Here is a 23704-nt window from a genome sequence, read left to right on the forward strand (position 1 = left end):
TTGTCGAGCCCCAGCCACGTCGCCGAGACGCCGATCACCGACCGTAATGAACTGGTCGCCACGTTGGCCTCCGGCGAAAAGCCAAAGGCGCAGTGGCGCATCGGCACCGAACACGAGAAGTTCGGCTTCCGGCTGGACGACCTGCGCCCGCCCACCTTCGATGGCGAGCGCGGCATCGAAGCGCTGCTTACCGGGCTGACCCGCTTCGGCTGGGCGCCGGTGCAGGAGAACGGCCGCACCATCGCGCTGCTGCGTGACAACGCGTCGGTGACGCTGGAGCCGGCCGGGCAGCTGGAACTGTCGGGCGCGGCGCTGGAAAGCATCCACCAGACCTGTGTGGAAACCGGCACGCACCTCAACGAGGTGGCGCAGGTGGCGGCGGAGCTGGAGCTGGGCTTTCTGGGCATGGGCTTCCAGCCGAAGTGGACGCGCGAAGAGATGCCGTGGATGCCCAAGGGTCGCTACCGCATCATGCGCGACTACATGCCGAAGGTGGGTTCGCTTGGGCTGGACATGATGACGCGCACCTGCACGGTGCAGGTGAACCTGGATTACGCCACCGAAGCGGACATGGTGAAGAAGTTCCGGGTGTCGCTGGCGCTGCAGCCGATCGCCACGGCGTTGTTCGCCGATTCGCCGTTCACCGAGGGCAAGCCGAACGGTTACCTGAGCTACCGCTCGCACATCTGGACGGATACGGACGCGGACCGTACGGGCATGCTCGACTTCGTGTTCGAAGATGGCTTCGGTTACGAGCGTTACGTGGATTACCTGCTCGATGTGCCGATGTATTTCTCTTACCGCGATGGCGTGTACCACGATGCCAGCGGGCAGAGCTTCCGCGATTTCATGGTGGGCAAGCTGCCGGTGCTGCCGGGCCAGCTGCCGACGCTGCGCGACTGGTCGGACCACATGACCACGGCGTTCCCGGAAGTGCGCTTGAAGAAATACCTGGAAATGCGCGGGGCCGACGGTGGCCCGTGGGCGCGGCTGTGTGCGCTGCCGGCGTTCTGGGTAGGGTTGCTGTACGACGATGCGGCGCTGGATGCGGCGTGGGACCTGGTGCGTGACTTCAGCCTGGTGGAGCGCCATGCGCTGCGCGATGGGGTGCCGAAGCATGCGCTGAACCTGCCGTTCCGCGGTGGCACGGTGCGCGACCTGGCGGCCGAGGCGTTGAAGATCGCTGTTGCTGGCCTGAAGCGGCGCGCGGCGCGCAATGCGGACGGGCAGGATGAAAGCCACTTCCTGGACGTGCTGCAGGAGATCGTGGCGTCGGGCATCACGCCGGCCGAGCGCAAGCTGGCGCTGTACCACGGTGAGTGGAACCAGAGCGTGGACCCGGTATTCAAGCAGTTCGCGTACTGAACCCCGAAAAAAACCCCGGCCAGGCCGGGGTTTTTTCTACATCATGCCGCCAACGTTGCCATGTCGATCACGAACCGGTAACGCACATCGTTTTTCGCCATGCGCGCCCAGGCTTCATTGACGGTCTTGATGTCGATCACTTCCACGTCGCTGACGATGTTGTGTTCGGCACAGAAATCCATCATTTCCTGGGTTTCGGCCATGCCGCCGATCGCCGAGCCGGTCACGTGCTTGCGGCCGAAGATCACGCTGGAACCCATCAGTGGCGGGTCCAGCTCGGTGATCACGCCTACCAGGCACATGGTGGCGTCGCGCTTGAGCAGCTGCATGTACGGGTTGGTGTCGTGGCTGACCGGGATGGTGTTGAGCAGGAAGTCGAAGCTGTTGGCATGGGCCTTCATCTGTGCCGGATCGCGCGAGACCAGCACTTCGTCGGCGCCCAGGCGCTTGGCATCGGCACCCTTTTCCGGGGTGGTGGTGATCATCACCACGGTGGCGCCCATGGCCTTGGCGAACTTCACGCCCATGTGGCCGAGGCCACCCAGGCCGATCACGCCGACCTTCTGGCCGGGGCCGACCTTCCAGTGGCGCAGGGGGGAGTAGGTGGTGATGCCGGCGCACAGCAGCGGGGCGGCCGCCTTCAGGTCGAGCGTGTCGGCGACCTTCACCACGAAGCGCTGTTCAACCACGATGTGGTCGGAGTAGCCGCCGAAGGTGAGCTGGTCGCTGCCGCGCTCCTTGCTGTTGTAGGTGTAGGTCGGGCCCTTTTCGCAGTACTGCTCCAGGTCGTGGTCGCAGGCGTCGCAATGGCGGCAGGAGTCGACCATGCAGCCGACGCCGGCGAAGTCGCCGACCTTGAAGCGGGTGACGTTGGCGCCGACTTCGGTGACCCGGCCGATGATTTCGTGGCCCGGCACCATCGGGAACTGGGCGCCGCCCCAGTCGTCGCGGGCCTGGTGCAGGTCGGAGTGGCAGATGCCGCTGTAGAGGATCTGGATGCGGACATCGTCGGCACCGACCGGGCGGCGCTCGAAGGAGAACGGCACCAGCGGCGCAGTCTGGTCATGCACGGCATAGCCATGGGCGAGGGACATGGAGATATCCTGGGATTTATGGAAAGGCGCTTTACAATACGCCCGCTTTCCATGGGTATACAGTCAATATATCGGCATGATTCATCAAGGCAGACTGCACAATCGTGGCTACTGACAACCTGACCCACCTGGCCGCGTTCGCCGCAGTCGCCCGCCACCGCAGCTTCCGCCGTGCCGGGGCGGAACTGGCGCTGTCGACCTCGGCGGTGAGCTACGCCATCCGCGCGCTGGAAGAGCGGCTGGGGGTGGGTCTGTTCCACCGCACTACCCGCAGCGTGGCGCTGACCGAGGCCGGGCAGCGGCTGCTTGATCGCCTGCAGCCGGCGCTGGGCCAGGTGCATGACGCGCTGGAGGAGATGAACCACTTCCGTGCGGCGCCGGCCGGCCTGCTGCGCATCAATGCCACCCGCGCGGCGGTGCATACCGAGCTGGGCCCGCGCCTGGCGCATTACCTGCGCGCGCACCCCGATGTACGGCTGGAGGTGGCGCAGGACGATGGCCTGGTGGATATCGTGGCCGAGGGCTACGACGCGGGGGTGCGGCTGCATGAGTTCGTACCCGAAGACATGGTGGCGGTGCCGCTGGGGCCGCCGCTGCGCGGGCTGATCGTGGCATCGCCGGCCTACCTGCAGGGCCGGGCGGTGCCACTGCACCCGCGCGAGCTGGTGGAGCATGAGTGCGTGCGCTTCCGCTTTGCCAGCGGCCATCTGTACAAGTGGCAGTTCGAGCGCGATGGACAGACGCTCGACATCGATGTGCCGGGCCGGCTCACGCTCGGGGATCAGCACACGATCCTGCAGGCGGTGCTGGACGGCCTGGGCCTGGCCTACGTGCTGGAGGATGCGGCGCGCCCGTACCTGGACGACGGCCGGCTGGTGGCGGTGCTGGAAGACTGGAGCGAACCGTTCGCCGGCTGGGTGCTGTACTACCCACGCCAACGGCAGATGTCCTCGGCATTGCGCGCGTTCGTGGATATGCTGCGCGAGCGCGATTGAGGGACGCGCGGGCGGCGTGCTAGCGTCGCCTGCATTGCATGGGGACACGGATGTCGATGAACCGCACGATCGTACTCTTGATCATTCTGGGCCTTGCCGGCGGCCTGCTGCACGCCAGAAAGACCTTCTTCCCGTCGCGCGCGGAACGGGCGCGCGCAGCAGAGGTGATGCCGGTATCGGTATCGGTCCCGCCCGCGCAGACCGTGCGCGGCCCGGCGGTGGACGTCTACGGTCGCGATGGCTGTGGCTACACCCGGCGCATGCTGGCCGACCTGCAGGCAGCCAACGTGCCAGTGCGCTACTACGATATCGACCTGCCTGCCGTTGAAGCGCAGTTCCATTCGCGCTTCAAGCATGAAGGCATCATGCGCGATGGCGGTTACGAGCTGCCGGTGGTGGCAGTGGCCGACCAGTCGTTGGCCCGGCCGGAACCGGCATCGGTCATCTACCGCTTTCGCTCGCGTTGAACGCAATCCTGCTCGGCGGCTGCTGATCCCTTCGCAGCCATTGCCAGGGAATCGTAGAGCCAGGCCCTGCCTGGCTGCCACGCCTTTCCGCCGACGTGGGCTACTTCACCGTGAGCGTCGACGACATCGACGGCGATATCTATTTCGGTCGCGCCGGTGTGGAATGGTTCCCCTGGGAGCGCACCGGCTTCACCCTCGACTACACCTACACCCGGATCGAGGCAGACGCCGACAAGGACAGCTTCAGCGGCAACGTCGACTTCAAGGACGCAGGCCTGCGGCTTGGATTCGTGTATCGGTTCTGAGGCGGGCGCGGCGGTCACCACTGCGCGAAGTCGGTTGATTCACTCAGTGCACGCCAACGGTCGCGCTCGGCCAATCGCGCGGCATCGGCCGCACTGATCGCAGCGAACGCGTCGCTGCCAAGTGCCAGCCTCAGTGGCGGCGCATCCAGGGACGCCAAGGCGAGCAGGACCTGCGCTGCACGGGCGGGGTCACCTGGCTGCTGTCCGTCGTAGGCGCGTTGTCGGCGGGCGGCGGCGCCCACCACGGCATCGTAGTCTGCGCGACCTTCCTCCAGGGACGTCGATGGACCGGCAAAGTCTGTGCGGAATCCGCCCGGCTCGACCAGCGTGACATGCACGCCGATCAGCACCATCTCCAGTGCCAGGGATTCAGAAAATCCCTCTACTGCCCACTTGGCGGCCGAGTAAGGGGCACGTCCTGGCGCGCCAAGGCGCCCGCCCACCGACGACAGCTGCAGGATCCGACCGCTATGCTGGGCGCGCATGACCGGGATGGCGGCTTTGGTCAGGATGATGGTACCGAACAGGTTGGTCTCGATCTGTGCGCGGAAAGCGTCCAACGAGGTGTCTTCCACCGAGTTCACGTCACCGTAGCCAGCGTTGTTCACCAGCACGTCCAGTCCACCGAAGGCCTTCACTGCCGTCTCCACGGCCAGCTGCGCGGCTGCTGGATCGGTCACATCCAGCGCCACCGTCCGCACCGTCTCCGGAAAACGCGCGGTCAGGTCGTGCAACGAATCAGGGTTGCGCGCGGTGGCGACCAGCCGATTGCCCGCCGCCAGTACCGCTTCGGCCAAGGCGCGGCCAAGGCCACGTGAGCTGCCGGTGATCAACCAGGTGGATGTCATGGCGAATGCTCCGTTGAGGCGAGGAGTTTGCGGATCTGTGCTTCGGTGGCCGCGTAATCGCCTTCGCCGAAATGCCGGTACACGATGCGACCTTCCTGGTCGATCAGGTACAGCGCCGGCCAGTACTGGTTTCCGTACGCGCGCCAGGTCTGGTAGGCGTTGTCCTGCGCAACCGGCCAGGAGACACCGAGCCGCTTCACTGCCGCTTCCACGTTGCGCGGCAGCTTTTCATAGCCGAACTCGGGGGTGTGCACGCCGATCACGGTCAACCCCTGGCTGGCGTAGGTGTCATGCCACCGCCTCACGTGCGGCATCACGTTGAGGCAGTTGATGCAGGAGTAGGTCCAGAACTCCACCAGCACCACCTTGCCGCGCAGCTGCTGCAGCGATTGCGGCGGGCCGTTGAGCCAGTGCTCGATGCCGGTGAACTCCGGCGCCTGCGGCGCCGGCATGTTGGGGCTGGGCGGGACCGGGTCGGCCGCTGCGCCCGGCGTACAGGCGCTGGCGGAGATGCACGCGGCCAGCAGGGTGATGATCGGGCGAAGCATGCGCATGGTCTTTCTCCTCAGGCGATCGAGAGCTGCACGTCGATGTTGCCGCGCGTGGCCTTGGAGTACGGGCAGGTGCGGTGCGCAGCCTCCACCAGTGCCGTGGCCTGCGCGCGGTCCATGCCGGGCACGCTGACAAGCAGCCGTGCCTGCAGCTGGTAATCCTCGCCGACCATGCCGAGGTCCACTTCGGCATCAACGGCGGTGTCGGCGGGCAGGGTCAGGTTCAAGCTGCGCGCGGCCTTGGCCATCGCGCCCTGGAAGCAGGCTGACCAGCCGGCCGCGAACAGCTGCTCGGGATTGGTGCCCGGCTGGCCGCTACCCGGCGGGGACAGCGCGATATCCAGTTGGCCGTCGTCGCTGTACGCGCGTCCGGCGCGACCGCCGACGGTGTGGGTCTTGCCGGTGTACAGAACCTTGTCGATTGCATTCATGGGGATTGCCTCGGTATGGATGAAAGGGGCGGATCAGAGTGCAGCGGCGTCAATCACCGCCTGGACGAACGCCTGCGGTGCTTCCTGCGGCGGGTTGTGGCCCACGCCGCCCTGCAGCAGGCGATGCTCATAAGGCCCGGTGAACTTGGCGGCATAGGCCTCGGGCTTGGGGTGCGGCGCGCCATTGGCATCGCCCTCCAGGGTGATGGTCGGCACGCCGATGCTCGGCGCCTGCGCCAGCCGCTGCTCCAGCGCGGCGTACTTCGGCTCGCCGTCGGCCAGGCCCAGGCGCCAGCGGTAGTTGTGCACGACGATGGCCACGTGGTCGGGGTTGTCGAGCGCGGCGGCGCTGCGCGCGAACGTGGCATCGTCGAAGCGCCACTGCGGCGAGGCCAGCTGCCAGATCTGGCGGGCGAAGTCGTGCGTGTAGCGTGCGTAACCGGCCTGGCCGCGATCGGTGGCGAAGTAGAACTGGTACCACCACTGCAGTTCGGCCTGCGGCGGCAGCGGCGTCTTCCCGGCTTCCTGGCTGCCGATGAGATAGCCGCTGACCGAGACCAGCGACTTGACCCGTTCCGGCCACAGCGCGGCAACGATGTCGGCCGAGCGTGCGCCCCAGTCGAAGCCGGCCAGGTTGGCGCGCGGGATGTGCAGGGCATCAAGCAGGTTCAGCACATCGGAAGCAAGCGCCGCCGGTTCACCATTGCGCGGCGTCTGCGCCGACAGGAAGCGGGTGCTGCCATAGCCACGCAGGTGCGGCACGATCACCCGGTAACCCTTGGCCGCCAGGTGCGGCGCGACCTCGGCATACGCATTGATGTCATAGGGCCAGCCGTGCAGCAGTACGACCACCTCGCCGTCGGCCGGGCCCAGCTCGGCGTAGGCCACGTCCAGGTCGCCAGCGACGACATGCTTGTTCGCCTGCAGCGGGGGCGGCGCGTGTGCGACGGCCACCGTCGGCGCGGGGACGGGCAGGGCAGGTGATGCGATGGCGGATGCAGAGGCCGCCAGGGCCATCGCCATGCCCAGCAGGGAGGCGCCGAGCGACCGCGGCGAATGGGACAGCGGGAAAGAAGAAGGGGTGTGCATGGTGCTCTCCGTTGACGTTCAGATGGCCCAGCCGCCATCGATGGTCAGGCTGGAACCGGTCATGTAGGCCGCTTCATGGCTGGCAAGCCAGGCGGTGAGTCCTGCGACTTCATCGGGCTGGCCGACCCGGCCAAGCGGGTTGCGCTGCACCAGCTGGTCGACGAAATCGGCGGTGATGTCGGTGGCGATCGGTCCGGGCTGGATGTTGTTGATCGTGATCCGGCGCGGCGCCAGGTCCAGCGCCAGTTCGCGCACCAGCGTGGCCACGGCGGACTTGGTCATCGCATAGACGCTGCTGCCGACCGCACCGCTGCGCACGGCGGTGTTGCTGCCGATGGTGATCAGGCGACCCCCATCGTTCATGGCAGCGGCGGCGGCCTGCACGGCGAGGAACACGCCACGCACGTTCACGGCCAGCATCCGGTCCAGCAGGCCGGTGGGAAAGTCGGCCAGCGGGCTGCCCTGGTAGATGCCGGCATTGACCACCGCCACCTGCAGCGGGCCAAAGGTGTCCACCGCTTGTTTGACTGCTGACGCGATGGCCTGCGCATCGGCGCTGTCAGCCTGCAGGGCAATGGCCTGGCCGCCGTCGGCCAGGATCGAGGCGACTACCGCGGCGGCTTTCTCAGGCTGGGAGACGAAGGTCAGCGCCACGGGATGACCCTCGCGGGCCAGCCGCCTGGCAATGGCGGCGCCAATGCCACGGGAGCCGCCGAAGACCAGCGCGGTGTTGGAACGGGGGGAGACGGTGGCATTCATGCAGATGTGCTCGGGGTAGGCGGCCAGCGGAGGAGCCGCCGGCGTTGGAGGCCATTCAACGCCTGCCCCGTATCCGGCAGGTGTCGGCGAACCCGGAGATTTGTCGCCTTTCCGCACCACGGCGGCGGTTGATACACAGTCATACAAATGGATGCCCCCGCCGGCCCGCAGTGCCGCGCCGGCGGCGATACCATGCGTCCACGGGCCCGCAGCGGGTCGCCGATGGCCACCACGCGGAGCAGGCATGAGCACCCACACCGACCACATCCTGGTTGTCGATGACGACGCCGATATCCGCCAGCTGGTCGGCGACTACCTGCGCCGCAACGGCCTGCGCGTGAGCCAGGCGGCCGACGGGCGCGAGATGCGCGCCACGCTGGAGACCAGTGACGTGGACCTGATCGTGCTGGACGTGATGATGCCGGGCGAGGACGGGCTGTCGCTGTGCCGCAACCTGCGTGCCGGCAAGCACCGCGCCATACCCGTGGTGATGCTGACTGCGCGCGATGATGAAACCGACCGCATCATCGGCCTGGAAATGGGCGCCGACGATTACGTGGTCAAGCCGTTCTCCTCGCGCGAGCTGCTGGCGCGCATCACTGCGGTGATCCGGCGCGCGCGAATGCTGCCGCCGAATCTGCAGGTGAGCGAGGCCGCACGGTTGATCCGCTTTGGCAGCTGGCGGCTGGATACCAGTGCGCGGCACCTGCTGGATGAGGCCGGCACGGTCTATCCACTCAGTGGCGGCGAGTTCCGCCTGCTGCGGGTGTTCATCGACCATCCGCAGCGCGTGCTCAGCCGCGACCAGCTGCTCAACCTGACCCAGGGCCGCGACGCCGAACTGTTCGACCGCTCCATCGACCTGCTGGTCAGCCGCCTGCGCCAGCGCCTGGGCGATGGTGCGCGCGAACAGACCTTCATCAAGACCGTGCGCAGCGAAGGCTATGTGTTCAGCCAGCCGGTCGTGCTGCTCGACGAGGACGCATGAACGTCCCGGCGCATCGCCGTAGGTTCTCCTGGTTGCCGCGCACGCTGGGTGCCCGCCTGTTGCTGATCCTGGCCGCCGGCATGCTGCTCGCGCACGGCCTGTCGTTCGCGCTGCTGTTCCACGAGCGCGCCACCGCTACCCGCGCGATGATGTTGAGCAACATGGAGGACGACGTGCCGCTCAGCGTGGCGCTGCTCGAGCATCTTTCACCGGCCGAACGCACGGCATGGCTGCCGCAGCTGGAACGGCGCACTTACCGCTATCTGCTGCGCCCCGCACAGCCGGGCAGCGCGCTGGCCAGCGACCGCGCGCGCCAGGTGGCCGGGCTGATCGATGATTCGCTGGCGCATCGCTACGCATTGCGGCCGCGCGCGGTCTCCGCCTCGCCGGAGCGATACGAAGTGGAGCTGACCTTGGCCGACGGCCAGCCGTTGACCATCGAAGTCACCCCGTCGCTGCTGCCGATCGCGCGCTGGCTGCCGTGGGTGCTCGCCGCGCAGGTGCTGGTGTTGCTGGGCTGCGTGTGGCTGGCGGTGCGCCTGGCCACACGCCCGCTGGTACGGCTGGCCGAAGCCGCCGACCGCCTGGACGTGGCCGGGCAGGGCGATGCGATCAGCGAACAGGGACCGCAGGAAGTGGAGGCCGCGGCACGCGCGCTGAACGCGCTGCAATCGCGCGTGGCCGCCCACGTCAGCGAACGCATGCAGATACTGGCGGCGATCTCGCACGACCTGCAGACGCCGATCACCCGGCTGCGCCTGCGCATCGAATCGCTGGACGAGACGCCCACGCAGGAGCGCCTGCTGGGCGACGTGACCCAGCTCAGCCAGCTGGTGCGCGAGGGCATCGATTACGCGCGCAGCGCAACTGTCAGCATGGGCACTCCCGTGCAGCTCGACCTGCCCGCGTTCCTCGACAGCGTGGTGGGCGACTACGAGGAGGTGGGCAAGCCGGTGCGGCGCGTGGCCGGTGCGCAGGCCACGCTGCCGACCCATCCGCAGGTCCTGCGGCGGGTGGTGCAGAACCTGATCGACAACGCGCTGGCGTACGCCGGCAGCGCCGACGTGGGCCTGACCGTAGGCGCGCACGGCGAGGTGAGCATTGATGTGATGGACCGTGGGCCGGGCATTCCCGAGGCGTCGCTTGCGGCGGTGCTGCAGCCCTTCCATCGGCTTGAGCCTTCGCGCGGCCGCGCCAGTGGCGGCACCGGGCTGGGCCTGGCCATCGCCGACCAGCTGGCCCGGGCGCTGGGGGGGCGGTTGATCCTGGCCAATCGGGAGGATGGCGGGCTGCGCGCAACCTTGGAGCTGCGCCGGGAAAATGCTGCACTGCGCACAAAGCCGGCGCTTGAATCGATCTAAACTGGCCCCTCGATGATCTGGGATGGGAGGGCAGGGCATGGGGTTCCGCAGCACGATGATGGTGGCCGCAGCACTGGCGGCAGCAGTTTCGTTTGGCGCGGTGGCCGCGCCGATGTCCGGCAACCCGATCCTGGCGGGCTGGTATGCCGATCCTGAGGCGGCGGTGTTCGGCAAGACCTATTGGATCTTCCCGACCAGCTCGCGACCGTATGCCGAGCAGACCGCGTTCGACGCGTTTTCGTCGCCCGACCTGGTGCAGTGGACCCGGCATCCGGGTGTGCTGAAGATCGAGGCGGTGTCCTGGGCAAAAGAAGCACTGTGGGCCCCGTCGGTGGTAGAGAAGGACGGTAAGTACTATTTCTTCTTCTCCGCCAACGACATCAAGAACGACAGCGAAGTGGGCGGCATCGGCGTGGCCGTGGCCGACCGGCCGGAGGGCCCGTACCGCGACCTGCTGGGCAAGCCGCTGATCGGTTCGTTCCACAACGGAGCGCAGCCCATCGACCAGTTCGTCTTCAAGGACGACGACGGCACCTGGTACATGCTCTACGGCGGCTGGAAGCACGCCAACATCGTGCGGTTGAAGGATGACTTCACCGGCATCGTGCCGCTGTCCGATGGCACGCTGTACAAGGAGATCACCCCCGCGCCGGAATATGTCGAGGGCTCGCTGATGTTCAAGCGCGGCGGCCGCTATTACTACATGTGGTCCGAGGGCGGTTGGGGCGAGCCTGACTATTCGGTGGCCTACGCCATTGCCGACGCGCCCACCGGGCCGTTCAAGCGGATCGGCCGGATCCTGCAGCAGGACCCGGCGGTCGCCACCAGCGCTGGCCACCACTCGCTCATCCATGCGCCTGACGATGACAGCTGGTACATCGTCTACCACCGCCGCCCGCTGGGCCGGACCGGCCGCAATGAACGGGCCACCGCCATCGATCGCATGGAGTTCGATGCGCAGGGGCATATCCTGCCCGTGAAGATGACCCACGAAGGCGTGCCGGCGCATCCTTTGCCCTGACGCGGTTTATGGCAAAGTTGCGCCATGGCTTACCCGCCATGGCTACAAGGAGAGCAGGGATGATGAACAGGAGCGTATGGGTGCTGGCGCTTTGCCTGATGGCCGGCGCGGCGATGGCTGACAGTGTCCGGTTCGGCAACAATCTGGTGAATTCGGGCGACAACGCAGGCCGGGTCGTCCAGGTGGCCGGCAAGCCGGACCGGGTCATCCAGGAAGAAAGTGACCAGGGCGGGAACCTGGGCGAGCGCTGGGAGTATTACCAGTCGCGCAAGACCGTCCAGATTGTCTTCCGGGACGGCCGGGTCACTGCCATCCGGGAAATCTTCAACTGACCACGCCGGCGGCGGACCATTCGTCCGCCAATACGTTGCGCACCCCCGTGATGTGCCATGCTTCCTCCTTCCAAAAGGGAGCATGCCGTCATGGCCAAGGGTCTGGACAAGCAGAAAGAGCAGAAGAAGAAACCTGCCAAGACTGCGAAGGAAAAGAAGGCGGAAAAAAACGAGAAGAAGAACACGCGCGGTTTCGCACCGACCTGATCCCTTCCGTTCGCTTCACCGCTTTCACAACGTAGGGGCTTTACCCCCGGCAGTACAAATACCGGTCGTGAAACCGTGCAAGTTCGGTTTCGCGGCCGGCGTTGCCGACGCATCCTGTCCCACCGGAACCGGGTAACTCCGATGCCGTTGCTGAGCTTCACCGACTTCGAGGCCTACGCAGACGCGCTCGCCGGCGTGGACGGCTTGATGCGCGTGACCGGACCGGTGGGCCGTGCATGGACACTGGACATCCTGGATGCCGGTGACGTCACCGCAATGCTTGGCGTGGACGGCGCCCCGGCGCTGTACAACGGGCTGAGCCAGCCCGGTCGATACGTGGTCCACATCTCGCTGCCCGGCAGCGATGCGTTCATGCAGGGGAGCGCGACCGCCGATGACCAGTTCGTCTGGTTCGCACCGGGTGTGGAAGTGCACGGCTTTACCCGCAGGCAATCACAGTTCCTCGCGCTGGACATGGACGCCGCTGCAGTGGTGCAGCGTGCGCGCGAAGTGGCCGGACTGTTCGACGACCATATCGATCGTACCTACGCGGTGAATGTCGGCCGTGCCGGGATGGCACCGATCATCACCCTGGTCACCCGCGCACTGGCGATCCACCGGCAGAGCCCCAGCGTGTTCGATGAGCCCAGTGTGCGCCGCTCGTTCAGTGGCCAGGTGATCCACGCACTGCTGCGCTGCATGGTGCTGGCCAATCCCGAGGCCGTGCGGCGCACGCGCGGTCGCCCGACCTTGCCGCGCAACGAGATCATCCGCCTCAGCCTGGACCACATCCACAAGAGCATCCGGGGGGAAGCGGTGATCGGTGACCTGGTGCTGAGCGCGGGGACCTCGCAGCGTTCGTTGAGCCGCGCGTTCGATGAAGTGTTCGGCATGGGGCCGCACCAGTACTTCATGCTGGAACGGCTGCACGTGATCCGCAAGGCGCTGCGCGAGGCAACCCCGGGCGACAACGTCACCTCGGTGTGCGCACGCTACGGGGTGTGGGACCAGGGGCGCTTTGCCGGCATGTACCACCGCACGTTCGGCCTGCATCCGTCGATGGAGCTGGCGGCGGCGCTGGAGTCATGGCGGGCCAATACAACCGCCAGGGACAAACGCTGAGGCGCCGCGCCGCGGCCTAGCGTGTCTCGGCCAGCACCGCACGCACGCGCGACGCCAGGGTATCCACGTTGAACGGCTTGCCGATCAGCTGTACGCCCGGGGCGATCACCCCATCGCGCTCCAGCGCGTTGCGGCTGTAGCCAGTGGTGAACAGCACCTTGAGATCCGGTCGGCGACGCAGTGCCTCGTCGGCCAGCTCGCGTCCGTTGACCTCCGGCATCACCACATCGGTGAAAAGCAGCGCGATGTCCGCATGCTGGTCAAGCAACACCAGCGCCGCGGCCGCGCCATCGGCGGCCAGCACGTCATAGCCCAGTGCAGTGAGCGCTTCCACCGAGAACTGCCGCACGGTCGGCTCGTCTTCCACCACCAGGATCAGCTCGCGGCTGCCCGCGGGCATCCGAAACCCGCTCGGTGCCGCAGGCGCCACCGGCGCCACCTCGGCCACCAGTCGGGGCAGGTAGAGTTTCACCGTGGTTCCCCGGCCGATCTCCGAGCACAGCTTCACGTGGCCGGCCGACTGTTTGACGAATCCATAGACCTGCGACAGCCCCAGCCCGGTGCCCTGACCGACCTGCTTGGTGGTGAAGAACGGATCGAAGGCCTTGGCCACCACCTCGGGTGACATGCCGCAGCCGTTGTCGGCCACGGTGATGAGGATGTACTCGCCACGGGGCACCCCGGGGTGCTGCTCGGCGTTGCCGGCGTCGATCGTGCAGTTGGACGTCTCCACTGCCAGCCGCCCGCCACCGGGCATGGCGTCGCGCGCGTTGACCGCCAGGTTGAGGATGACGTTCTCGAGCTGGTTGGCGTCGGCGAAGGCCAGCCACAGGTCGGCGGCCAGCAGGGTTTCCAGCCGGATCGTGCCCCCGAGCGAGTGCACGAACAGGTCGGACATGCCCGACACCAGCCGGTTGGCATCCACCGGCACCGGCTGCAGCGGCTGCTGGCGGGAAAACGCGAGCAGGCGCTGGGTAAGCTGGGCGGCGCGGTTGGCGCCATCGATGGCCATGTCGATGTAACGGCTGACCAGCGGGTCGCTCTCGCCCAGGCGCAGCGACAGCAGGTCCAGCGGTCCGATCACGGACGCGAGCATGTTGTTGAAATCGTGCGCGATACCGCCGGTGAGCTGGCCTACCGCTTCCATCTTCTGGCTCTGCCGGAGCGCATCCTCGACCCGGGTGCGCTCGGCGACTTCCTCTGCCACCCGGATCTCAAGGTGCTCATTGAGTTCCTTCAGGCGGGCCTCGGCGGCTTTGCGCGCGGTGACCTCGATCGCCACGCCGACCACGCGCACGCAGCGGTCGCCCTCGAAGTGGCCACGGCCCTTCGCCGCGACCCAGCGCACCACGCCGTCCTCCTTGCCGATGGTGCGGTATTCCACATCGTAAAGCGCGCGTTGCGCAGGATCGGCGGCGGCCGCGAAGGCGGCGCTGGTGGCCTCGCGGTCGAGCGGATGCAGGCCGTTATAGAAATCGTCCAGGCGCACCGCAACATCGGGTGAGATGCCGAACATCGCCTTGGTGCGCGGCGGCCAGATCAGCACGTCGTGCACCAGGTCCACGTCCCAGAAGCCCATGTCACCGGCCTCGGTGGCGAAACGCAGCCGTTCCTCGCTTTCGGCCAGGGCGGCTTCGGCTGCCTTGCGCCCGGACAGGTCGAGCATCGCGCCGATCATGCGCACCGGCTCGCCCGCCGTGCCGCGCAGCACCGCGCCGCGGTCCAGCACGTCCGCGTAGCTGCCATCGGCGCGGCGGAAGCGGTACTCGCCGTACCAGATCGTGCCGCCGCCGTCGATCACGGTGTGGATGTCGGCATCAATGCGGGGGCGGTCGTCGGGATGGATGTGATCGAGCCACCACTGCGCGTCGGTTTCCATCCGGTCGTGGCCGAACAGGTCGGCCAGCGCCTCGTTCCAGACAACCTGGCCATCGGCCATGCGCCAATCCCAGATCGCATCGTTGGTGGCGCGTGCCGCCAACCGATAGCGCTCTTCGATCTCCCGGTGACGTGCTTCGGCGGCCTTGCGCTCGGTGATGTCCAGCGAGGTGCCGATCAGCCCCACCACGTTGCCGTCGGCATCGCGCAGTGGGGCCTTGGTCGAGAGCCAGTAGGCGCGACGGCCGTCGGGGAAGCTGATGTCCTCCTCCAGCTGCTGGGACTGGCCGGTGGCCATGATGCGTTCATCGGTGGCCATCACGGCAGCGGCCTGCACCGGGTCGTTGAGCAGTTCCGCATCGGTGCGCCCGACGTACTGCTCCGGCGGCAGCCCGATCAGCTCGGTCGTGCCGTGGTTGCCGATCAACAGCCGGCCTTGGCGGTCCTTGGCGTAGACCACGCCGGGGGCCGCGTCCAGGAAGGAGCGCAGCAACGTCTGCGCCTGGTCGCGCTCGGTCTCGATCAGGCGGCGTTCGTCGATATCGATCAGCACGCCCTGGAACCCGGTGGCGCGCCCCTGCGCATCCAGGTCGACCCGGCCGATGGCCTCGATCCATCGGTACTCGCCGTCGGCATTGCGCGCGCGGTACTGGTGCGCATAACGCCCGCCGCGCATGAGCGCATCGCTGATGGCCGCTGCCAGCTCCGCATGATCGTCAGGGTGTACTGCGGACAGCACCTGCTCCAGCCGCAGCTCGCGATGCGATGAGCCCGGCTCCAGCCCGAATGCGTGGGTCAGCGCGTCGTCCACGGTCAGCCGGTCGTGGGCCACGTCCCAGAACCAGGTGCCGACGATGGCGCCGGCGGCAAGCGCCATCTTCACCCGCTCGGTGTCGCGCCCGCTGTGCTTGTCGGTGGGATCGGTAACGTTCAAAGGGCTCTCGCGGGCGAAATGGGGCGTGCGCAGGCCGGGTAGATTATCTGATCGCGTGTAGCGACCATGAAGACGGGCCCGGCCCGGCCGGCGCGCGAGCTGAAGGCTTCATCCCGGGTCGCCCAACGCCGCGCGCCGCGCGCGGTACACCTCCGGCGTCTGGGGCTTGACGAACAGCGCCACCAGCTCCGGGTACTCCTGTTTGACCGCGCGTTCGATACGCGTGATGCACGCCTCGATCTGCGGGGTGGTGCGGTCGTCCTCGAATTCGGCGCTCAGCATCGCCACCACCTGGTCCGGGCCCATCTGCATGGTGGTCACCCCGTTGGCCTTGCGCAGGTCCGCATCGGTGTTGGCCACGGCCATGATGCGCTGTGCCACGTGCGGGTGGGCCGGCTCGCCGACCAGCAGCCCCTTGGTCTCGCGCGCCAGCAGGAACGCGGTGGCGGCCAGGACGCCGGCGATGCACAGCGAGGCCACGCCGTCGAGGACCGGCATGTCGAGCCATTGCGCCGCGGCCAGGCCGATGGCGGCGAACGCCAGCCCGAGCAACGCGGCGCTGTCTTCCAGCAACACGGTGAAGGTGGTGGGGTCCTTGCTGCGCCGGAAGGCTTCGAAATAGCCCTGCGACCCCTTGGTCGCGCGGAATTCGCGCAGCGCCACCCACCAGGAAACGCCCTCGAACACGAACGAGATGGCCAGCACCACGTAGCTCACCGTGTGGTTGGTGGCTGGTTCCGGGTGGCGGATGTGCTGGATGCCCTCGTAGGCCGAAACCCCCGCACCGGCGGCGAACACCAGCAGCGCCACGATGAAGCTCCAGAAGTACAGCTCACGGCCATACCCGAACGGGTGCAGGGTGTCGGGTTTCTTGTCGGCGCGGTGCAGGCCGTACAGCAGCAGGAGTTCATTGGTGGTGTCGACCAGCGAGTGCACGCCCTCGCTGAGCATCGCCGAACTGCCGGAAAGCCCGGCCGCGACGAACTTGGCGATGGCGATGCACAGGTTGCCGACCAGCGCGGCGTAGACAACAAGACGGGAGCCGGACGGCTTGGCCATGGCGTGCCTTCCGAGTGCAGGGCGCTGCTTAGAAGCGGATGGTGACCATCGGCGCGCTGCGGCGCGTGGCGCTGTCGCGCAGCACCGGTGCCGGGGCGGTACTTGCGTCGAGTCGTGCGTGGCTGATGGCCTGGTGCGAGCCGCACTGTTCGCAGCGGAACAGCGCACCACCGGGCAGGTGGATCAGCTGGCTGGACCCGCAGGAGGAGGTCGTACCGCAATTGCAGTCCACGGTCAGCGACAGGATCCGCTCGACGCTGCCGGACGCGGCGTAGTTGGCTTCGAAGGAGCGGACAACGAAGGAGGGGGCGTCGGGCATCGTCGGTCCGGGTGGGGTGGGGTTGGAAGGAGCATCCATGGACGGCCGTGACGGCCTCGTGCAGCACCCGGATTCGATCTGTGTATACTATCCCCCAGTATAGTTCTCTGGTCGCGCTGCCGTGCCGCATTCCCCGGAAGAAAAGAAAAAGGTCCTGGCCCGGGTGCGGCGCATCCGCGGCCAGTGCGATGCGCTGGACCGCGCGCTGGAAACCGGGGCCGAGTGCGGGCCGGTGCTGCAGCAGATCGCCGCCATCCGTGGCGCCGTCAACGGGCTGATGTCCGAGGTGATGGAAGCCCACCTGCGCGAAGAATTCGGCCAGCCGGCGCAGTCCGATGCGCAGCGTGCCGAGCGCGTGCGCGACATGAGCGCGCTGATCCGTTCCTACCTGAAGTAAGCGCGCGTCCTGCCGCGCGCTGTCCCGTCCTGTCATCTGTCCTGGAGCCTTCCCCATGAAATCCCGTGCTGCCGTTGCCTTCGCCGCTGGCGAACCGCTGAAGATCGTCGAAATCGACGTTGCCCCGCCGCAGAAGGGCGAAGTGCTGGTGCGCATCACCCACACCGGGGTCTGCCACACCGATGCCTTCACCCTGTCCGGCGATGATCCGGAAGGCCTGTTCCCGGCCGTGCTGGGCCATGAAGGTGCCGGCATCGTGGTGGAAGTGGGCGAGGGCGTGACCAGCGTCAAGCCGGGCGACCACGTCATTCCGCTGTACACCGCCGAATGTGGTGAGTGCCTGTTCTGCACCTCGGGCAAGACCAACCTGTGCGTGGCCGTGCGCGCCACCCAAGGCAAGGGCGTGATGCCCGATGGCACCACCCGCTTCTCCTACAACGGCCAGCCGATCTACCACTACATGGGCTGCTCGACCTTCAGCGAGTACACCGTGGTGGCCGAAGTCTCGCTGGCGAAGATCAATCCGGAGGCCAACCCGGAACACGTGTGCCTGCTGGGCTGTGGCGTCACCACCGGCATCGGCGCGGTGCACAACACCGCCAAGGTGCAGGAAGGCGATTCGGTGGCCGTGTTCGGGCTGGGCGGCATTGGCCTGGCAGTGATCCAGGGCGCACGCCAGGCCAAGGCCGGCCGCATCTTCGCCATCGATACCAACCCGTCCAAGTTCGAGCTGGCCAAGCAGTTCGGCGCCACCGACTGCATCAACCCGAAGGACTTCGACAAGCCGATCCAGCAGGTCATCGTGGACATGACCACCTGGGGCGTGGACCACACCTTCGAATGCATCGGCAACGTCAACGTGATGCGCGCGGCGCTGGAATGCGCGCACCGTGGCTGGGGCCAGTCGGTGATCATCGGTGTGGCCGGCTCGGGCCAGGAAATCTCCACCCGCCCGTTCCAGCTGGTCACCGGCCGCTCGTGGAAGGGCACTGCCTTCGGTGGCGTCAAGGGCCGCAGCCAGCTGCCGGGCATGGTTGAAGATGCGATGAAGGGCGATATCGAACTGGCGCCGTTCGTCACCCACACCATGGGCCTGGAAGCGATCAACGAAGCCTTCGACCTGATGCATGAAGGCAAGTCGATCCGTTCGGTCGTCCACTACTGATCACGGCGGGAATGCCCATGGAACGCATCGAACACCGCGCCGCCTTCGGCGGTTGGCAGGACGTGTACCAGCACCGCTCGGCGGTGCTCAACTGCGAAATGAAGGTGGCCGTGTACCTGCCGCCGCAGGCGGCCACGCAGAAGCTGCCGGTGCTGTATTGGCTGAGCGGGCTGACCTGTACCGAGCAGAACTTCATCACCAAGGCCGGCGCGCAGCGGTACGCGGCGGAACATGGCGTGATCCTGGTCGCTCCCGATACCAGCCCGCGCGGCGATGATGTGGCCGATGCCGAGGGCTACGACCTGGGCAAGGGCGCGGGGTTCTACCTCAATGCCACCGAGCAGCCCTGGGCGGCGCACTACCGCATGCACGACTACATCGTCGACGAGCTGCCGGCGCTGATCGAGGCGCACCTGCCGGCCAGTGGCGCGCGCAGCATCAGCGGGCATTCGATGGGCGGCCACGGCGCGCTGGTGATCGCGCTGCGCAATCCGGGGCGCTACCGCAGCGTCTCGGCGTTCTCGCCGATCGTGGCCCCGACCCGGGTGCCGTGGGGGCAGAAGGCCTTCGGCGCGTACCTGGGCGAGGATCGCAGCGGCTGGGCGCAGTGGGATGCCAGCGAACTGGTGGCCACGGCCACCGAAAAGCTGCCGCTGCTGGTCGACCAGGGCGCAGGCGATGAGTTCCTGGACAGCCAGCTGCAGCCGCAGTGGCTGCAGGCTGCGTGCACCGCGGCAGGGCATCCGTTGCAACTGCGGATGCAGCCGGGGTATGACCACAGCTACTACTTCATCGGTACGTTCATTGGCGAGCACATCGCGTATCACGCCAAGGCGTTGTACGCCTGACGCTTACGCGTCCTCTTCTTCCGCCGCTTCGCGGCCCTGCTGGCGGATCAGCGCTTCTTCGCGCGCATCGTTGATGGCGTGGCGCACGCTGTCCAGGTCGATGGTGGATTCGTCGTGGACGAATTCACCGGTCAGCGGGCTGTCCGGCAGCAGCTCACCGGCCTCGAACAACGCCCACATCTCTTCGCCGTACCAGGTGTCCAGCAGCTCCGGGGCCGAGCGCCCCAGGTAGGCGGTGAGGTTGTTGACGTCGCGCAGCAGCATGCTGCGCGCGGCATTGTTGCCACCGGCGCTCACCACCTGCGGGAAGTCGATCACCACCGGGCCATCGGGGCCTACCAGCACGTTGTACGGCGACAGATCGCCGTGGATCAGGCCGCAGCACAGCATCAGGACCACCTGGCGCACCAGGATCCGGTGGAACTCACGGGCCTGGTCCGGCTCCAGTTCAACCTCGCCCAAGCGCGCGGCGGAGAAGCCTTCGGCATCGGTCACCAGCTCCATCACCAGCACGCCGTGGAAGTACCCATGCGGCTCGGGCACGCGCACGCCGGCATCGCGCAGCTGGTACAGCGCATCGACCTCGGTGTTCTTCCAGGCGGTTTCCTGCTGCTTGCGGCCGTACTTGCTGGCCTTGCCCACCGCGCGCGCCTCGCGGCTGCCCCGCACCTTGCGGCCTTCCTGGTACTGCACGCGCTGCTGGAAGCTGCGCTGGGCCATGTCCTTGTATACCTTGGCGCAGCGCACGTCGTCGCCGCTGCGTACGACGTACACGGCCGCTTCCTTGCCGCTCTTGAGCGGGCGCAGTACTTCGTCGATCACGCCGTCTTCGATCAGCGCCTGCAGGCTTTCGGGGGTCTTCACGTAATCTCGGTCAGGAGGGCGGCGCCAACGCGCCAACCGGCAAGGGAGGGCCGGCGATTCTCGCACCTTCGCGGCGGCCGGGCCAATTGCGCACCCCATCCCGGTTCAGCCACGCCGGCCGGGCAGGGCTCAGGGCAGGGCCTGCTCACCGCGCAGCACCGGGTAAGGATTGAGCGACTCGCCCTTCCACCACTGCTTCTCCGGGCCCAGCCGGTGGATCTCGAAGTGCAGGTGGGGGGCGTCCGGGCTGGCGTTGCCGGTATGCCCGACATAGCCGATCACGTCGCCGCGCTTGACCGCCTGCTTCTCGGCCAGCCCGTCGGCGTAGCGCTGCAGGTGGGCGTAGTAGTAGCAGTAGGTGCCGCCCGGCTCGAACTGGTACACGGTAAGCCCGCCGCGCTCGCTGTCGAACAGCTTCTCGATGGTGCCGTCGGCCACCGCCAGCACCGGCGTGCCCTCGGTGGCCAGGATATCGATGGCATCGTGTACCCGGCCCTGGCTGCGCGCATCGGTAAAGGTGTCCTGCAGCTGCGCGGCCGTGATCCCCTGCACCGGCAACAGCAGCCCCGACGGGGCCGTGGTAGCGCCAAGCCCTGCCTGGCTGCCTTCGGCAGGTGCTGCAGGTGCAAGCGGAACCGCCCCGGGTGCGCCAGTCCCTGCCTGGCGGCTTTCAGCCACGGGCGCTGCTGCCACCGGCGCGGCCACCACCTGCGCCGCAGCCGCCTTCTCCGGCACATCATTCCCGGACGCCAGCAACCACCACCCGGCCACGCCAATCACCACACCCAGTGCCAGCAATCGCGTCAGCATCGTCGTTTACTCCTGCATCACCACGGGCACCGAGGCGTCCACCGCATCGGCCACCTGCAGCGCGTCCCAGTTGGTCATCCGCACGCAGCCGTGCGATTCGGTCTTGCCCACGTGGCCCGGTTCGGGTGTGCCATGCAGGCCGTAATGCGGTTTGGAAATATCGATCCAGACCGGCCCCACCGGGTTGTTCGGGCCGGGCGGCAGGGTGGCCTTGCGGTCGCCGGCCTTGGCATCCCAGAACAGCTTCGGGTTGTAGTGGAACGGCGGATCGCGCGAGATGCCCAGGATCTTCCACTCGCCGATCGGCAGCGGGTCGTGCTGGCTGCCCGACGACACCGGGAACTGCGCGTACACCTTGCCCTGCGCGTCATACAGGCGCAGCGTCGAATCGGACTTGTCGATGACCAGCTTGGCCGCCTTCGGCAGCGCAGCAGGGGCGATGTTCGGCACCTGGATCGTGCTGCCGGCCTTGGTCAGGTCCACGCCCGGGTTGAGCGCCTGCAGCAGCTTGGGATCGGCATGGAAGCGCTCGCCGAGCGCCTCGCCTGCCGAAGTGAAGCCCATTGCCTTGAGCTTGGCCTGCTCGGCAGGCTTCTTCGGAATCGGTTGGAAGGGGCCAGCCACGTCTGCGGCGGTGAGGGTGTAGCTGGCCAAGGGCGGCGTGCTGTCCGGCTGCAGCGCCTGCCAGGTGGCGTCGTCCAGCTCGCCGGTCACCTTCAGCCCGCGCGCGGCCTGGAAGCCGGCCACCGCGCGCTTCTGGTTGGAGCCCACCCTGCCGTCGATCTGTCCCGGCGAAAAGTGCGCCCGGTCCAGCAGCACCTGCGCATGCAGGTCCGAGCGCGGGCCGGTGGTCACGGCGCCGTCTTCAGCGATGGGCGCGGGCAGGGTAGCCGGGGTCTGTGCCAGTGCCGGGGTTGCGGCGGCCAGGGCAAGGGCAAGCAGGGAAGCGGAAGCGGGCAGGCGCAGCGGCATCGAATACTCCAGGGCGGGTTCAACCCCACCATGCCGGAGCGCGCTGCACAGGCCCTGTGAAATGCCTGACGGGCAGCTGACCGGCAACGCGATGTGGTGGCGTCGCCGGTCGGGTCGGTTTTTACCGGACGTCGCGCAGTTCCCAGTGGTGGCCGGCGAGCAGGCGCAGCCGCTCCTTCAGCACATCGCTGTTGATGGTGGTGCTGACCACCAGGTTGATGCGCAGGTCCTTCTGCTCACCCGTCACGGTCGCATTCGGGTCGGTTGCACCCCACTGCGGCTCGACGGCATCGGGATCCGGCTGCTTGGCGCGCCAGCGGTCGAACAGGCCCGTGGTGCGCAGCGCGGCCTGCAGCTCCTCGGCGAAGCCGCCGGCGCTCTGCGAACGGAAAGAAAGATCGGCATCGTTGCCGTGTGCCTTGGAAGGGTCCGGCAGGCTGATGAAATACTGCGACATGGTGGTCTCCGTTGAATGCGCCAAGGCTGGCAGATGCGCGGTGGAATCGGTGTGCAGAAACCGGCCGCCGGTCTGCTGGCTCAGGCGCTGAACGTATGCGGTTCGTCGGCAAAACCAATCGTGACCGCGCCCTTGCCCACGTTGACCATGCCGGTGAGGCTCATCACTGATTCGTACACGTCCACCCCGTGCGCTTTGCAGGTTTCGCGCAGGCTGGCATAGCCCGGCAGCGCCTGCAGGTCGGCCAGCTCGCCGCCGTAGCTCACACATACCGTGGGCGTCATCAGGCCGCCCTTGACCCGCTGGGCGACGAAGTCGAACAGCTTCTGCACCGCGTTGTCGAAGCCCTTGATCTTGGCCACCGGGCCGGTGGTGCCGCGGTAGCCGTGCAGCACCGGCTTGATGTCCAGTGCGCTGCCCAGCGCCGCGCTGATCAGGCCCACGCTGCGGTCGCCCTTGTGGCGGGCGCGGGCGCGCATGTAATACAGGTCGCGGGTGACCATGTACCCGTGCACGTTCAAGGCCAGCTGCTCCAGCCGCTCGCGGATCTGCTGCACGCCGGCGCCGCTGTCGCGCAGGCGCACCGCTTCCACTGCGGTCACGCCCTGCGCGGCGAACAGGTTCTGGGTGTCCAGCACGCGCAGCGCGAACGGCGAGTTGTGGCCCGCTGCCTGGCGCACCGGCTTGTAGTCGTTGAGGATGGCGAAGCTGGCCTGCATCGCGTTGTCGTGGATCGGGCTGCGGGTCTTGGTGATCGTCATGCAGAACACATGGTCGTAATCGATCACCAGCTTGCCCAGGAACAGATCACGGATCTGCACCACGCTGAAGGGAATGGTTTCGGCCTCGGCGCCATGCTCGGCCACGTGGGCGTGCAGGAAACTCAGGGTGGCCTGTTCGTCGCGGTGGTCGGCCAGCACGGCCTCGCCAATCCGGACGGTGATGGGCAGCAGCACGATGTTGTGCTGCTGGATGAAGTCCTGCGGTAGATCACAGGCAGAGTCGACCACGATTCCGATGCGCATCCTGTTTGCCCCCTCCAGGCAGGGTGTCCGTTCGAAAGTGT

26 protein-coding genes are annotated in these 23704 nt (G+C 67.3%); 12 read left to right on the plus strand and 14 right to left on the minus strand.

The window, feature by feature from the left end; genetic code table 11:
- Positions 1-1365, plus strand: a complete 1365-nt coding sequence (locus tag SOM39_RS07805; protein WP_068853996.1) for a glutamate--cysteine ligase — start codon at positions 1-3, stop codon at positions 1363-1365.
- A gap of 41 nt (positions 1366-1406) precedes the next feature.
- On the opposite strand, the gene SOM39_RS07810 is transcribed toward SOM39_RS07805, so the two are convergent.
- Positions 1407-2459: an NAD(P)-dependent alcohol dehydrogenase gene (locus tag SOM39_RS07810; protein WP_093533557.1), complete on the minus strand. Its 1053-nt coding sequence runs from the start codon at positions 2457-2459 to the stop codon at positions 1407-1409.
- 104 nt (positions 2460-2563) lie between these two features.
- Here SOM39_RS07810 and SOM39_RS07815 point away from each other — a divergent pair, with 104 nt between their 5' ends.
- The 3 genes from SOM39_RS07815 to SOM39_RS07825 all read left to right on the plus strand — a co-directional run bounded on the left by SOM39_RS07815 (position 2564) and on the right by SOM39_RS07825 (position 4226).
- Complete coding sequence (locus SOM39_RS07815) at positions 2564-3454, plus strand: LysR family transcriptional regulator (RefSeq protein WP_320457983.1); 891 nt, start codon at positions 2564-2566, stop codon at positions 3452-3454.
- Positions 3455-3510: 56 nt separating this feature from the next.
- The gene (locus SOM39_RS07820) at positions 3511-3921 is read left to right on the plus strand and encodes a glutaredoxin family protein (protein ID WP_184125579.1); all 411 of its coding nucleotides are present in this window, start codon (positions 3511-3513) and stop codon (positions 3919-3921) included.
- Positions 3922-4031: 110 nt separating this feature from the next.
- Positions 4032-4226 carry a hypothetical protein gene (locus SOM39_RS07825; protein ID WP_320457984.1) on the plus strand — a complete coding sequence of 65 codons (195 nt, stop codon included), beginning with the start codon at positions 4032-4034 and terminating at the stop codon, positions 4224-4226.
- A gap of 14 nt (positions 4227-4240) precedes the next feature.
- Here SOM39_RS07825 and SOM39_RS07830 read toward each other — a convergent pair whose 3' ends face one another.
- The 5 genes from SOM39_RS07830 to SOM39_RS07850 are packed head-to-tail and all read right to left on the minus strand — an operon-like array spanning position 4241 to position 7904.
- A complete protein-coding gene (locus SOM39_RS07830; protein ID WP_320457985.1) occupies positions 4241-5059 on the minus strand; it encodes an SDR family NAD(P)-dependent oxidoreductase in 819 nt (272 codons plus the stop codon).
- Positions 5060-5070: 11 nt separating this feature from the next.
- The gene (locus SOM39_RS07835) at positions 5071-5628 is read right to left on the minus strand and encodes a thioredoxin family protein (protein WP_320457986.1); all 558 of its coding nucleotides are present in this window, start codon (positions 5626-5628) and stop codon (positions 5071-5073) included.
- 11 nt (positions 5629-5639) lie between these two features.
- A complete protein-coding gene (locus tag SOM39_RS07840) occupies positions 5640-6056 on the minus strand; it encodes an organic hydroperoxide resistance protein (protein ID WP_320457987.1) in 417 nt (138 codons plus the stop codon).
- 33 nt (positions 6057-6089) lie between these two features.
- Positions 6090-7145 carry an alpha/beta hydrolase gene (locus SOM39_RS07845; protein ID WP_320457988.1) on the minus strand — a complete coding sequence of 352 codons (1056 nt, stop codon included), beginning with the start codon at positions 7143-7145 and terminating at the stop codon, positions 6090-6092.
- A gap of 18 nt (positions 7146-7163) precedes the next feature.
- Positions 7164-7904, minus strand: a complete 741-nt coding sequence (locus tag SOM39_RS07850; protein ID WP_320457989.1) for an SDR family NAD(P)-dependent oxidoreductase — start codon at positions 7902-7904, stop codon at positions 7164-7166.
- A 244-nt stretch (positions 7905-8148) separates the two neighbouring features.
- Here SOM39_RS07850 and SOM39_RS07855 point away from each other — a divergent pair, with 244 nt between their 5' ends.
- The 5 genes from SOM39_RS07855 (at position 8149) to SOM39_RS07875 (ending at position 12935) form a co-directional block, all read left to right on the plus strand.
- Positions 8149-8892 carry a response regulator gene (locus tag SOM39_RS07855; protein ID WP_320457990.1) on the plus strand — a complete coding sequence of 248 codons (744 nt, stop codon included), beginning with the start codon at positions 8149-8151 and terminating at the stop codon, positions 8890-8892.
- A complete protein-coding gene (locus SOM39_RS07860; protein WP_320457991.1) occupies positions 8889-10253 on the plus strand; it encodes a HAMP domain-containing sensor histidine kinase in 1365 nt (454 codons plus the stop codon). Before SOM39_RS07855 ends, SOM39_RS07860 begins: the two co-directional genes overlap by 4 nt.
- A gap of 37 nt (positions 10254-10290) precedes the next feature.
- Positions 10291-11274, plus strand: coding sequence for a glycoside hydrolase family 43 protein (locus SOM39_RS07865; protein ID WP_320457992.1), 984 nt, complete (start codon positions 10291-10293; stop codon positions 11272-11274).
- Positions 11275-11333: 59 nt separating this feature from the next.
- On the plus strand, positions 11334-11606 hold the full coding sequence (locus SOM39_RS07870) for a DUF2845 domain-containing protein (protein ID WP_093533564.1): 273 nt from the start codon (positions 11334-11336) through the stop codon (positions 11604-11606).
- Positions 11607-11954: 348 nt separating this feature from the next.
- Positions 11955-12935 (plus strand): helix-turn-helix domain-containing protein, encoded by a 981-nt coding sequence (locus SOM39_RS07875; protein ID WP_320457993.1) that lies wholly within the window; start codon positions 11955-11957, stop codon positions 12933-12935.
- 16 nt (positions 12936-12951) lie between these two features.
- Here the strand turns inward: SOM39_RS07875 and SOM39_RS07880 are convergent, their stop codons facing one another.
- From SOM39_RS07880 to SOM39_RS07890, 3 genes are all read right to left on the minus strand, one after another.
- Positions 12952-15747, minus strand: a complete 2796-nt coding sequence (locus SOM39_RS07880; protein WP_320457994.1) for a PAS domain-containing hybrid sensor histidine kinase/response regulator — start codon at positions 15745-15747, stop codon at positions 12952-12954.
- A 108-nt stretch (positions 15748-15855) separates the two neighbouring features.
- The gene (locus tag SOM39_RS07885; RefSeq protein ID WP_320457995.1) at positions 15856-16806 is read right to left on the minus strand and encodes a cation diffusion facilitator family transporter; all 951 of its coding nucleotides are present in this window, start codon (positions 16804-16806) and stop codon (positions 15856-15858) included.
- Positions 16807-16834: 28 nt separating this feature from the next.
- Positions 16835-17125: a hypothetical protein gene (locus tag SOM39_RS07890; protein WP_217538555.1), complete on the minus strand. Its 291-nt coding sequence runs from the start codon at positions 17123-17125 to the stop codon at positions 16835-16837.
- A gap of 121 nt (positions 17126-17246) precedes the next feature.
- On the opposite strand from SOM39_RS07890, the gene frmR reads away from it, so the two are divergent.
- From frmR to fghA, 3 genes are read left to right on the plus strand one after another with little or no spacing between them, the layout of a single operon-like run.
- Positions 17247-17522, plus strand: coding sequence for a formaldehyde-responsive transcriptional repressor FrmR (frmR, locus tag SOM39_RS07895; RefSeq protein WP_320457996.1), 276 nt, complete (start codon positions 17247-17249; stop codon positions 17520-17522).
- Between the two features lie 55 nt (positions 17523-17577).
- Positions 17578-18687: an S-(hydroxymethyl)glutathione dehydrogenase/class III alcohol dehydrogenase gene (locus SOM39_RS07900; RefSeq protein WP_095362920.1), complete on the plus strand. Its 1110-nt coding sequence runs from the start codon at positions 17578-17580 to the stop codon at positions 18685-18687.
- Between the two features lie 17 nt (positions 18688-18704).
- The gene (gene fghA / locus SOM39_RS07905; protein ID WP_306987553.1) at positions 18705-19535 is read left to right on the plus strand and encodes an S-formylglutathione hydrolase; all 831 of its coding nucleotides are present in this window, start codon (positions 18705-18707) and stop codon (positions 19533-19535) included.
- Between the two features lie 3 nt (positions 19536-19538).
- Here fghA and SOM39_RS07910 read toward each other — a convergent pair whose 3' ends face one another.
- From SOM39_RS07910 to SOM39_RS07930, 5 genes are all read right to left on the minus strand, one after another.
- Positions 19539-20399, minus strand: coding sequence for a PA4780 family RIO1-like protein kinase (locus SOM39_RS07910; protein ID WP_307106179.1), 861 nt, complete (start codon positions 20397-20399; stop codon positions 19539-19541).
- A 129-nt stretch (positions 20400-20528) separates the two neighbouring features.
- Complete coding sequence (locus tag SOM39_RS07915) at positions 20529-21209, minus strand: M23 family metallopeptidase (protein ID WP_320457997.1); 681 nt, start codon at positions 21207-21209, stop codon at positions 20529-20531.
- 6 nt (positions 21210-21215) lie between these two features.
- Positions 21216-22181, minus strand: a complete 966-nt coding sequence (locus tag SOM39_RS07920) for a L,D-transpeptidase family protein (RefSeq protein ID WP_320457998.1) — start codon at positions 22179-22181, stop codon at positions 21216-21218.
- Between the two features lie 121 nt (positions 22182-22302).
- Entirely contained in the window at positions 22303-22638 is a 336-nt protein-coding gene (locus SOM39_RS07925) for a hypothetical protein (protein ID WP_093533574.1), read from the minus strand.
- 80 nt (positions 22639-22718) lie between these two features.
- Entirely contained in the window at positions 22719-23663 is a 945-nt protein-coding gene (locus SOM39_RS07930) for a DegV family protein (RefSeq protein WP_093533575.1), read from the minus strand.
- Between the last annotated feature and the right edge of the window lie 41 nt (positions 23664-23704).

Origin of the sequence: Stenotrophomonas sp. CFBP8994 (assembly GCF_034044835.1) — a bacterium.
Classification (GTDB): Bacteria; Pseudomonadota; Gammaproteobacteria; order Xanthomonadales; family Xanthomonadaceae; genus Stenotrophomonas; species Stenotrophomonas rhizophila_A.

Bases quoted from the DNA above. Each gene is read 5' to 3' on its own strand.
- SOM39_RS07925 (WP_093533574.1), bottom strand. From the start codon at position 22,638: ATGTCGCAGTATTTCATCAGCCTGCCGGACCCTTCCAAGGCACACGGC.
- SOM39_RS07930 (WP_093533575.1), bottom strand. From the start codon at position 23,663: ATGCGCATCGGAATCGTGGTCGACTCTGCCTGTGATCTACCGCAGGAC.
- SOM39_RS07890 (WP_217538555.1), bottom strand. From the start codon at position 17,125: ATGCCCGACGCCCCCTCCTTCGTTGTCCGCTCCTTCGAAGCCAACTAC.
- SOM39_RS07835 (WP_320457986.1), bottom strand. From the start codon at position 5,628: ATGCGCATGCTTCGCCCGATCATCACCCTGCTGGCCGCGTGCATCTCC.
- SOM39_RS07855 (WP_320457990.1), top strand. From the start codon at position 8,149: ATGAGCACCCACACCGACCACATCCTGGTTGTCGATGACGACGCCGAT.
- SOM39_RS07860 (WP_320457991.1), top strand. From the start codon at position 8,889: ATGAACGTCCCGGCGCATCGCCGTAGGTTCTCCTGGTTGCCGCGCACG.
- SOM39_RS07820 (WP_184125579.1), top strand. From the start codon at position 3,511: ATGAACCGCACGATCGTACTCTTGATCATTCTGGGCCTTGCCGGCGGC.
- SOM39_RS07900 (WP_095362920.1), top strand. From the start codon at position 17,578: ATGAAATCCCGTGCTGCCGTTGCCTTCGCCGCTGGCGAACCGCTGAAG.
- SOM39_RS07840 (WP_320457987.1), bottom strand. From the start codon at position 6,056: ATGAATGCAATCGACAAGGTTCTGTACACCGGCAAGACCCACACCGTC.
- fghA (WP_306987553.1), top strand. From the start codon at position 18,705: ATGGAACGCATCGAACACCGCGCCGCCTTCGGCGGTTGGCAGGACGTG.
- SOM39_RS07915 (WP_320457997.1), bottom strand. From the start codon at position 21,209: ATGCTGACGCGATTGCTGGCACTGGGTGTGGTGATTGGCGTGGCCGGG.
- SOM39_RS07810 (WP_093533557.1), bottom strand. From the start codon at position 2,459: ATGTCCCTCGCCCATGGCTATGCCGTGCATGACCAGACTGCGCCGCTG.
- SOM39_RS07850 (WP_320457989.1), bottom strand. From the start codon at position 7,904: ATGAATGCCACCGTCTCCCCCCGTTCCAACACCGCGCTGGTCTTCGGC.
- SOM39_RS07885 (WP_320457995.1), bottom strand. From the start codon at position 16,806: ATGGCCAAGCCGTCCGGCTCCCGTCTTGTTGTCTACGCCGCGCTGGTC.
- SOM39_RS07870 (WP_093533564.1), top strand. From the start codon at position 11,334: ATGATGAACAGGAGCGTATGGGTGCTGGCGCTTTGCCTGATGGCCGGC.
- SOM39_RS07865 (WP_320457992.1), top strand. From the start codon at position 10,291: ATGGGGTTCCGCAGCACGATGATGGTGGCCGCAGCACTGGCGGCAGCA.
- SOM39_RS07845 (WP_320457988.1), bottom strand. From the start codon at position 7,145: ATGCACACCCCTTCTTCTTTCCCGCTGTCCCATTCGCCGCGGTCGCTC.
- SOM39_RS07875 (WP_320457993.1), top strand. From the start codon at position 11,955: ATGCCGTTGCTGAGCTTCACCGACTTCGAGGCCTACGCAGACGCGCTC.
- SOM39_RS07920 (WP_320457998.1), bottom strand. From the start codon at position 22,181: ATGCCGCTGCGCCTGCCCGCTTCCGCTTCCCTGCTTGCCCTTGCCCTG.